This is a genomic window from Cupriavidus sp. YAF13 (assembly GCF_052113425.1).
In the GTDB taxonomy this organism is placed as follows: Bacteria; Pseudomonadota; Gammaproteobacteria; order Burkholderiales; family Burkholderiaceae; genus Cupriavidus.
Genome location: NZ_JBFRDD010000106.1, coordinates 1 through 8,701 on the forward strand (window position 1 = coordinate 1; position 8,701 = coordinate 8,701).

7 protein-coding genes are annotated in these 8,701 nt (G+C 66.2%); all 7 read left to right on the forward strand.

Going from position 1 to position 8,701, the window contains the following annotated elements; genetic code table 11:
* A partial coding sequence (locus AB4061_RS39770) for a FimV/HubP family polar landmark protein (protein ID WP_441641540.1) occupies window positions 1-2,283 on the forward strand: 2,283 nt, incomplete at its 5' end.
* Between the two features lie 198 nt (window positions 2,284-2,481).
* The gene (gene truA / locus AB4061_RS39775) at window positions 2,482-3,306 is read left to right on the forward strand and encodes a tRNA pseudouridine(38-40) synthase TruA (RefSeq protein WP_441641541.1); all 825 of its coding nucleotides are present in this window, start codon (window positions 2,482-2,484) and stop codon (window positions 3,304-3,306) included.
* Entirely contained in the window at window positions 3,290-3,991 is a 702-nt protein-coding gene (locus AB4061_RS39780; protein WP_441641542.1) for a phosphoribosylanthranilate isomerase, read from the forward strand. Before truA ends, AB4061_RS39780 begins: the two co-directional genes overlap by 17 nt.
* 127 nt (window positions 3,992-4,118) lie before the next feature.
* The gene (gene trpB, locus AB4061_RS39785; RefSeq protein ID WP_441641543.1) at window positions 4,119-5,312 is read left to right on the forward strand and encodes a tryptophan synthase subunit beta; all 1,194 of its coding nucleotides are present in this window, start codon (window positions 4,119-4,121) and stop codon (window positions 5,310-5,312) included.
* Window positions 5,312-6,220 carry a DNA-methyltransferase gene (locus AB4061_RS39790; protein ID WP_043347990.1) on the forward strand — a complete coding sequence of 303 codons (909 nt, stop codon included), beginning with the start codon at window positions 5,312-5,314 and terminating at the stop codon, window positions 6,218-6,220. The genes trpB and AB4061_RS39790 overlap by 1 nt, the downstream gene beginning before the upstream one ends.
* Before the next feature lie 2 nt (window positions 6,221-6,222).
* Window positions 6,223-7,020, forward strand: coding sequence for a tryptophan synthase subunit alpha (trpA, locus tag AB4061_RS39795; RefSeq protein ID WP_183034310.1), 798 nt, complete (start codon window positions 6,223-6,225; stop codon window positions 7,018-7,020).
* A gap of 182 nt (window positions 7,021-7,202) precedes the next feature.
* Window positions 7,203-8,075 (forward strand): acetyl-CoA carboxylase, carboxyltransferase subunit beta, encoded by an 873-nt coding sequence (gene accD, locus AB4061_RS39800; RefSeq protein ID WP_441641544.1) that lies wholly within the window; start codon window positions 7,203-7,205, stop codon window positions 8,073-8,075.
* The last annotated feature ends 626 nt before the right edge of the window (window positions 8,076-8,701 follow it).

Sequence of the window (8,701 nt, forward strand, 5' to 3'; positions counted from 1 at the left end):
GTGGCGGCCAGTCCGGCGCCACGGCCCCAGGCCAAGGCCCCGGCGCCGCGTCCGCACCGCGCCGCCACGCAGGCTTCGGCGGAGGGTGCTGCCGCGGCTGGCGGCACCTACACCGTGCAGCGCGGCGACAACCTCTCCGCCATTGCCGGCGAGGCGTCCCAGGGACAGGATTCGGTATCGCTGGACCAGATGCTGGTCGCGCTTTATCGCAACAATCCGAATGCCTTCGTTGGCGGCAATATGAACCGCCTCAAGGCGGGCGCTGTGCTCAAGCTGCCTAGCCAGCAAGAAGCGCAATCGGTCACGCCCCGCGCGGCACGCCGCGAAGTGGTGGCGCGCACGCAGGGCTTCGACGCTTACCGCAGCCGCCTGGCTACGGCGGCGGCGGGGCGCTCGGTCGAGGCCGGCAGTGGCCGCGAACAGTCGGGCAACGTCACCGCGCGCGTGCAGGAGCAAGCCGCACCGGCCGCCGGCCCACGCGACGAGCTCAAGCTCAGCAAGCCCGATCGTGGCAGCCAGGCTGCTGCCGCTGCGGCAACCGAAGCCAATATCGCCAAGGAACGGCAGCTCAAGGAGGCCGAGGCACGCCTCGCGCAGCTTGAGAAGAATGTGAACGACATGCAGCGGCTGGTCGAGCTGAAGAACGCCGAGATCRCCAAGCTGGCCCAGGTACAGAAGGAGAAGGGGGCAGGCAAGGACTCGGCAGCAGCCCCTGCAGTCCCTGCGGCCGCACCTGCCGTGGTTCCGGCTGAGGCTGCCAAGGCCGACGCAGCCGCGCCGGCCCCGGCAACGGCCAGCGCTGGCGCCAGCGCGGCCACGGCCGCCGCAGCATCCCCGGCGTCCGCGCCTGCGGCCACTGCTGGTGCCAGTATCGCCGGCACGAATGCCGCTGACGCCACCGTTGCGGCTGCCGCCAATCCTGCTGCCGCTTCCACGCCGGCGGCCAAGCGCCCGCCGGTCGTGACGCAGCCCACGCCGGTGGCCCAGCCGTCCTTCATCGAAGACCTGCTGGCCAATCCGATGCTGCTGCCGGGCGGCGGGCTATTGATTGCCCTGCTGGGCGGCTACGCGATCTATCGCCGGCGCCAGCAACAAAAGACCAGCGACGGCGCGGCCTTCGGGGACAGCATCCTGTCGCAGGAAAGCACCGTCATGGCCGGCGGCAATTCGCTGTTCGGCACTGCGGGCGGGCAGAGCGTGGACACCTCGCAGCACAGCGTGTTCGGGGCGGATTTCCGCATTGGCAACAATGCCGCGGAAGCCAACGAAGTCGATCCGATCGCCGAGGCCGATGTCTATATCGCCTACGGGCGCGATGTGCAGGCCGAGGAAATCCTGCGCGAAGCCCTGCAGCAAAACCCTGAGCGCCAGGCGATCCGCCTCAAGCTCATGGAGATTTACAACACTCGTCAGGATGTGGAAGGTTTTCGCGTGATTGCAGAAGAAATGTTCGCCCAGACTGGAGGACACGGGGCGGAGTGGACACAGGCAGCGGAGATGGGGCGTAGCCTCGATCCGAACAATGCCTTGTATTTGAGTGTGGCGCCCGATGTCGCGTCGCTTGACACCACCACCTTGCCGGCCGATCAGTGGCGCACCCACGATCCGTCGCAAGACCTGGCGGCGGCACCGCGCGAAACCCCGCTGGCGGACCTGGCAGACTTCGCGCTGCCGCTGGATGGGTTCCCCGCGCCGGCGGCCGGTGCGCCGATCACCGCGCCCGAGTCCGCCTCGCGCGTGTTCGGCAATGGCGAGGCGGTGCCTTCGGCGCTCGCCGCGCGCCTGGACGACGGCCTTGGCCTGGATCTGCCGCAGCCCCATGACGTCGGCGGTCATGACGACGTGCCGGCGCTGGATACGCCTACGCGTAGCCGTCCGCTCGACTTCGACATGTCCGGCATCTCGCTGGACCTCAGCCCGGCAGGCCACACCGACGCGCGGGCCGACAGCCTGGCGCAAGTGCATGACGAGGCGCGTTCCTCGTTCGGTGCGTCGCTGCCGGCGCCGACCATGCTGCGCGACGGCAAGCTGTCCGAGCCGATCGACCTGTCGCGCGTGAGCGCGGAAAGCGGGCTGGACACGGCGCGCGGCATCTCGCCGAGCACGCTGTCGGCCGACGCCGCCGATGGTGGCCGCGACATGCAGATCAAGTTCGACCTGGCCCGCGCCTATATCGAGATCGGCGACAAGGAAGGCGCGCGGGAGTTGCTGCAGGAAGTGGTGGAGCAGTCGCAGGATCCTCTGTTGACCGAAGCCAAGACTTTGCTGCGGGACGTGGCCTGACCGGCAGCCTGCAGGCGGGCTGACAAGCAAGCTGTAGAATGGCGGGCTGTGCGCAAGCGATGCGCCCGGCAGCTCGCCACCAATGCGCCGGGAGCGTGGCTCCCGGCGCATTTGTTTTTCCGCGAGCCGGCAATCGGGCGATTCTCATCGGCGCCGCGCCGTTTTCGCTAGCTCCCGTAGATCGTCAATTTCCGCCCCATGACCCGCATTGCCCTCGGCCTCCACTATGACGGCGCCGCCTTCTCCGGCTGGCAGTCGCAACCGCACCGCAATACGGTGCAGGACCGGCTTGAAGACGCCATCGCGCAGTTCGCCGGCAGCCGGGTGCCGACCACAGTGGCGGGCCGCACCGATACCGGCGTGCACGCGCTCGGCCAGGTGATCCACATCGACACCGAGCTGACGCGCGAACCGTTTTCCTGGGTGCGCGGCGTCAACGCCTTCCTGCCGCCCAGCATCTCGCTGCAATGGGCCAAGCCGGTGGACGACAGCTTCCATGCGCGTTTCCTGGCCTTCGAGCGCATGTATTACTACGCGCTCTACGTGGGGCCGCACCGTGTGCCGCTGGTGCACGGAAGGGCGGGCTACCTGATGCTGCCGCCAGGCAAGGGCCTGGACGTCGACGCCATGCGCACGGCCGCGGGCTGCCTGCTGGGCGAGCACGATTTCTCGGCCTTTCGCGCCGCCGAGTGCCAGGCGAAGTCGCCGGTCAAGACCATGTACGACATCACCTTGAAGGCTGACGGCGACTGGCTGTTCGTGCGCTTTCGCGCCAGCGCCTTCCTGCACCACATGGTGCGCAACCTGATGGGTTGCCTGGTGGCGGTAGGGCGGGGACGCAACCCGCCGGAGTGGCTGGCCGAAGTGCTGGCAGGGCGCAACCGCGCCAAGGCAGCGCCCACTTTCATGCCCGATGGCCTTTACCTGGCCGGGGTGAAGTATCCTGAGCCGTACCAGATCCCGGTCGCCGACACGGCCGCCAGCCTGTTTCATGGAGTGTTTGCCAATGACCCAGTTGCCTGAAGCGGACAGCGCGCCGCTGCGCACCCGCATCAAGATCTGCGGGTTGACGCGCGAGGAAGATGTCCGCGCCGCGGTCGATGCCGGCGCCGACGCGATCGGCCTGGTGTTCTATCCGGGCAGCCCGCGCTTTGTCGAGGTGGCACGCGCCGCGGCGCTGGCCGAAGCCGCCGGCCCCTTCGTGTCGGTGGTGGGCCTGTTCGTCAATGCCGAGGCCGACCATATTGCCCATGTGGTGGAGCGTGTGCCGCTTACGCTACTGCAATTCCACGGCGACGAGCGCCCCGAGGACTGCACCCTGGTGGCCCAGCGCTGCCGGCTGCCGTTTCTGCGCGCGGCACGCGTGCAGCCGGGCCTCGATTTGGTAGAATTCGCAGATCTGCATCGTGATGCCGCTGCCTTGCTGCTTGATGCCTTCGTCGAAGGCTACGGCGGTGGCGGGCACGTCTTCGACTGGACCCTGATACCCCCGGCATGGCTTCCGCCCACCCACAACCCGACCGCAAGCGCCGCTCCTCGGATCGTTTTGAGTGGTGGGTTGAACGCGCAAAACGTCGCTGGCGCGATTGAGCGCGTGCGGCCCTACGCTGTCGATGTAAGCAGCGGCGTGGAGGCTGCCAAAGGCGTGAAAGACCACGCCAGGATCGCCGCCTTCGTGCGCGCGGTGCGCAGCGCGGATGCCGGGTGAGTCAAGGCGCCGACCCGGCGCTCGGCCTCCCGCCTATCCCGCGCAAATCGCACCTGCCCCGCGCACGACCCTAACGTCATCGGACCCCTGCCAGACCGGCAAGGGCCCTGTTCAGAAGAGCTGACTCATGTACGACCTGCCCGATTCCCGTGGCCATTTCGGCCCCTATGGTGGTTCCTTTGTATCCGAGACCCTGGTGCACGCGCTGGACGAACTGCGCGAAGCCTATGCGCACTTCCAGAAGGATCCGGAGTTCGACGCGGAATACCGCCGCGAGCTGAAGCATTTCGTCGGCCGCCCCTCGCCGATCTATCACGCACAGCGCTGGAGCGAGATGCTCGGCGGCGCGCAGATCTATCTGAAGCGCGAAGACCTCAACCACACCGGCGCCCACAAGATCAATAACGTGATCGGCCAGGCACTGCTTGCCAAGCGCATGGGCAAGCCGCGCGTGATCGCCGAGACCGGTGCCGGCCAGCACGGCGTGGCTACCGCGACCATTGCCGCGCGTTTCGGGATGGAGTGCGTGGTCTACATGGGCTCGGAAGACGTCAAGCGCCAGGCCGCCAACGTCTACCGCATGAAGCTGCTGGGTGCCACCGTGGTGCCGGTGGAGAGCGGCTCCAAGACCCTCAAGGACGCGCTCAATGAAGCCATGCGCGACTGGGTCACCAACGTCGAGAACACCTTCTACATCATCGGCACCGTGGCCGGCCCGCATCCTTACCCGATGATGGTGCGCGACTTCCAGTGCGTGATCGGCGAAGAGGCCAAGCTGCAGATGCCGGAAATGACGGGCCGCCAGCCCGATGCCGTGATCGCCTGCGTGGGCGGCGGCTCCAATGCCATGGGCATCTTCTATCCGTACATCGAGCACAAGGATGTGCGCCTGATCGGCGTGGAAGCTGCCGGCGACGGTCTGGAAACCGGCCGCCACGCCGCCGCGCTGATCGGCGGCACGCCGGGCGTGCTGCACGGCAACCGCACCTACCTGCTGCAGGACGCCAACGGCCAGATCATCGAGACCCATTCGATCTCCGCCGGCCTGGACTATCCCGGCGTAGGCCCCGAGCACGCATGGCTCAAGGATATCGGCCGCGCCGAGTATGTCCCGATCACCGATGAGGAAGCGCTCAAGGCTTTCCACGACTGTTGCCGCATCGAAGGGATCATCCCGGCGCTGGAGTCCAGCCACGCCATCGCCTATGCCTGCAAGCTCGCTCCCACGCTGCCCAAGGACAAGCTGCTGCTGGTGAACTTGTCCGGCCGTGGCGACAAGGACATGCATACCGTGGCCGAGCGTTCGGGGTTGACCCTCTGATGCGCGATTTTCTCCCGCCGGGCGCCGCTGAAGGCGGCGCCCCGTCCGCGCCCATCGCCGCACCGCAACTGACGCTCTACCAGGAAGACGTGCTGGAAGGCATCAAGCGCATTGCCGACGGCTCCATCGACCTGATCGTGGCTGATCCGCCCTATGGCCTGGGCAAGGACTACGGCAATGACTCCGATCGCCTGTCCGGCGACGCCTACCTGGAATGGTCCGCGAGCTGGATCGATGCGGTGGTGCCCAAGCTGGCGCCGCGCGCCTCGCTCTACCTGTTCTGCACCTGGCAATACTCGCCGGAGCTGTTCGTGATGCTCAAGCAGCGCCTGACCATGATCAACGAGATCATCTGGGACCGGCGCGTGCCGAGCATGGGCGGCACCACGCGCAAGTATTCCTCGGTGCACGACAACATCGGCTTTTTTGCCCGGGCTCGCGACTACTACTTTGACCTCGACCCGGTGCGCGTGCCGTACGACGCCGAGACCAAGAAGGCGCGCAGCCGTCCGCGCTTCGAGGGCAAGAAGTGGCTGGAGGTTGGCTACAACCCGAAGGACCTGTGGAGCGTGCCGCGTATCCACCGGCAAGATCCGGAGCGCGCCAATCACCCGACCCAGAAGCCCTTGCATATCGTGCAACGCATGGTGCTGGCCAGCTGCCCGCCGGGCGGGCTGGTGCTCGATCCGTTCACCGGCAGCGGCACCACGGCCGTAGCCTGTGCGTTGCACGGGCGCCGCTTCGTCGGCTTCGAGATGAATCCCGACTATGTCGACGTGGCGCGCGCGCGCGTCGCGGCATGCATCACTACGCCGCAGGCCGCGCCCGCTACCCTGAACATCGCAGCCGCGAACGATGAGCCCCTGCTGGCTGCCTCGTCCACGCCGCTGCCCACTCTCGCTCAATGACCATGTCCCGAATCAAAACGACTTTCGCGGCGCTGGCCGCGCAGAACAAGAAGGGCCTGATTCCGTTCATCACCGCTGGTGACCCCGAGCCCGGCCTGACGGTCGCGCTGATGCACGCGCTGGTGGCGGGCGGGGCCGACGTGATCGAGCTTGGCGTGCCATTCTCCGACCCGATGGCCGACGGCCCGGTGATTCAGCGTGCCTCCGAGCGCGCGCTTGCGCAGGGCGTGACGCTGACCAAGGTGCTGGCCTGGGTGGCCGAGTTCCGCCAGACCAACGCGGCGACGCCCGTGGTGCTGATGGGCTACGCCAACCCGATCGAGCGCATGGGCGAGGAAACCTTCGCCAAGGCCGCGCGCGCCGCCGGTGTCGATGGCGTGCTGGTGGTCGACTACCCGCCCGAGGAGTGCGAGTCCTTCGCCGCGCAGATGCGCGCCAACGAGATGGACCCGATCTTCCTGCTGGCGCCGACGTCCACCGACGATCGCATCGAAGCCGTGGCCAAGCTGGCCAGCGGTTACCTGTACTACGTGTCGCTCAAGGGCGTGACCGGTTCGGCCACCATCGACCTCGACAGCGTGGCCGCCCGCATTCCGCTGATCAAGCGCCATGCCAACCTGCCGGTGGGCGTGGGCTTCGGCATCCGCGACGCGCAGACCGCGCGCACGATCGGCAGCGTGGCCGACGCCGTGGTGATCGGCAGCCGCCTGGTGCAATTGCTCGAAGATGCGCCGCGCGACCAGGCGGTACAATCGCTGCAGTCGTTCATCGCGGAAATCCGTCAGGCGCTGGATGCCTGAATGTGATTGAAGCGACGCCGCCTGTGTCGACGCACGGGTGGCGAATGCAGCAAAAAACACTGATTTTGACGGCCGTTGTGCCGCAACAGGCGCATCGCCCCGGCGGAACGGGGACTGCGGACCGCAGGCATGGTAAATTCGCGGCCTGACATGTTCCGCGCATGTGCCGAAAGGAGCCTTTCATGAGCTGGTTGGATAAACTCCTCCCTCCCAAGATTCAACAGACCGACCCCTCCACCCGCAAGGGCATTCCGGAAGGGCTGTGGGTCAAGTGCCCGTCGTGCGAGTCGGTGTTGTACCGGACCGACGTCGAGGCCAACCTCCACGTCTGCCCCAAGTGCGACCACCATATGCGCATCCGCGCCCGCGCCCGCCTCGACGGGCTGCTGGACGCCGAAGGCCGCTATGAAATCGGCCAGGAAATCCTGCCGGTCGACGCACTGAAGTTCAAGGACACCAAGAAATACCCGGACCGCATCAAGACCGCCATGGACGACACCGGCGAGACCGATGCCATGGTCGTGATCGGCGGTGCCATTCACACCATTCCGGTAGTGGTGAGCTGCTTCGAGTTCGAATTCATGGGCGGCTCCATGGGCTCGGTGGTAGGCGAGCGCTTCGTGCGTGGCGCCCAGGCGGCGCTGGAGCAGAAGGTGCCGTTCATCTGCATCACCGCCACGGGCGGCGCACGCATGCAGGAAAGCCTGCTGTCGCTGCTGCAGATGGCCAAGACCACGTCCATGCTGAACCAGCTGTCGAACGCCAAGTTGCCGTTCATCAGCGTGTTGACCGATCCCACCATGGGTGGTGTTTCGGCCAGCTTTGCGTTCCTGGGCGATGTGGTGATCGCTGAGCCCAAGGCGTTGATCGGTTTTGCCGGTCCCCGCGTGATCGAGCAGACCGTGCGCGAGAAGCTGCCGGAAGGTTTCCAGCGGGCCGAGTTCCTGCTGCAGAAGGGCGCGATCGATATGATTGTCGACCGTCGCAAGTTGCGGGATGAGTTGGCGCAGTTGCTGGCTTTGCTGCAGAAGCAGCCGGCGGATGCGGTGGCATAAGGGTTGGGTTGGTTGATAGTGATCAGGCGCGGGCGGTTGTTCGCGCTTTTTCGCTTTTTGGGGATGGTGGGGTGGTGGTGGGTTTAACTGCAACTGCAACTGCTTAACTGCTTAACTGCTTAACTGCAAAGTCAAAGGCAGTTTCACCCCCCCTTCGGGGCGGCGACCTACTTTCTTGTCTCGCCAAGAAAGTAGGCAAAGAAGGCGACCCGGATGGGGCGAAAGACTCCTCGTCGGAAGACAAAAAGAGCGGCCGGGGGCCAAACTCACATCGCCTTAAGGCGATGCTCAAACATGGCCCCCTCTTTTCCGCTCTTTTTGCCTTCCGACGAGGCGCCCCATAACGGGAGATGAAAACCCGGACGGCTCGCTGCGCATCGCGGGCGGGTGATTGCCGCCTGGGGGCGGAAATCACGGCTACACCAAATCGTGTTTTGACCCCCACTGGTTTTGATCCCCACTGGGTCGGCCGTGTTTCGCGCCTAGGGGCGGGAAACACCTCAGCGCGATGCGAAGCGAGCCGTGAAGGTTTACCAAGGCCGTATGGGGCGCCTCGGGATTCGACGAAAAGAGCGGAAAAGAGGGACCCATGTCTGAGTATCGCCTTAAGGCGATGCGAGTTTGGG

Excerpts from the sequence above, each read along its gene's own strand:
- AB4061_RS39780 (WP_441641542.1), top strand. The coding sequence starts at position 3,290 with ATGACCCAGTTGCCTGAAGCGGACAGCGCGCCGCTGCGCACCCGCATC.
- accD (WP_441641544.1), top strand. The coding sequence starts at position 7,203 with ATGAGCTGGTTGGATAAACTCCTCCCTCCCAAGATTCAACAGACCGAC.
- trpA (WP_183034310.1), top strand. The coding sequence starts at position 6,223 with ATGTCCCGAATCAAAACGACTTTCGCGGCGCTGGCCGCGCAGAACAAG.
- AB4061_RS39790 (WP_043347990.1), top strand. The coding sequence starts at position 5,312 with ATGCGCGATTTTCTCCCGCCGGGCGCCGCTGAAGGCGGCGCCCCGTCC.
- trpB (WP_441641543.1), top strand. The coding sequence starts at position 4,119 with ATGTACGACCTGCCCGATTCCCGTGGCCATTTCGGCCCCTATGGTGGT.
- truA (WP_441641541.1), top strand. The coding sequence starts at position 2,482 with ATGACCCGCATTGCCCTCGGCCTCCACTATGACGGCGCCGCCTTCTCC.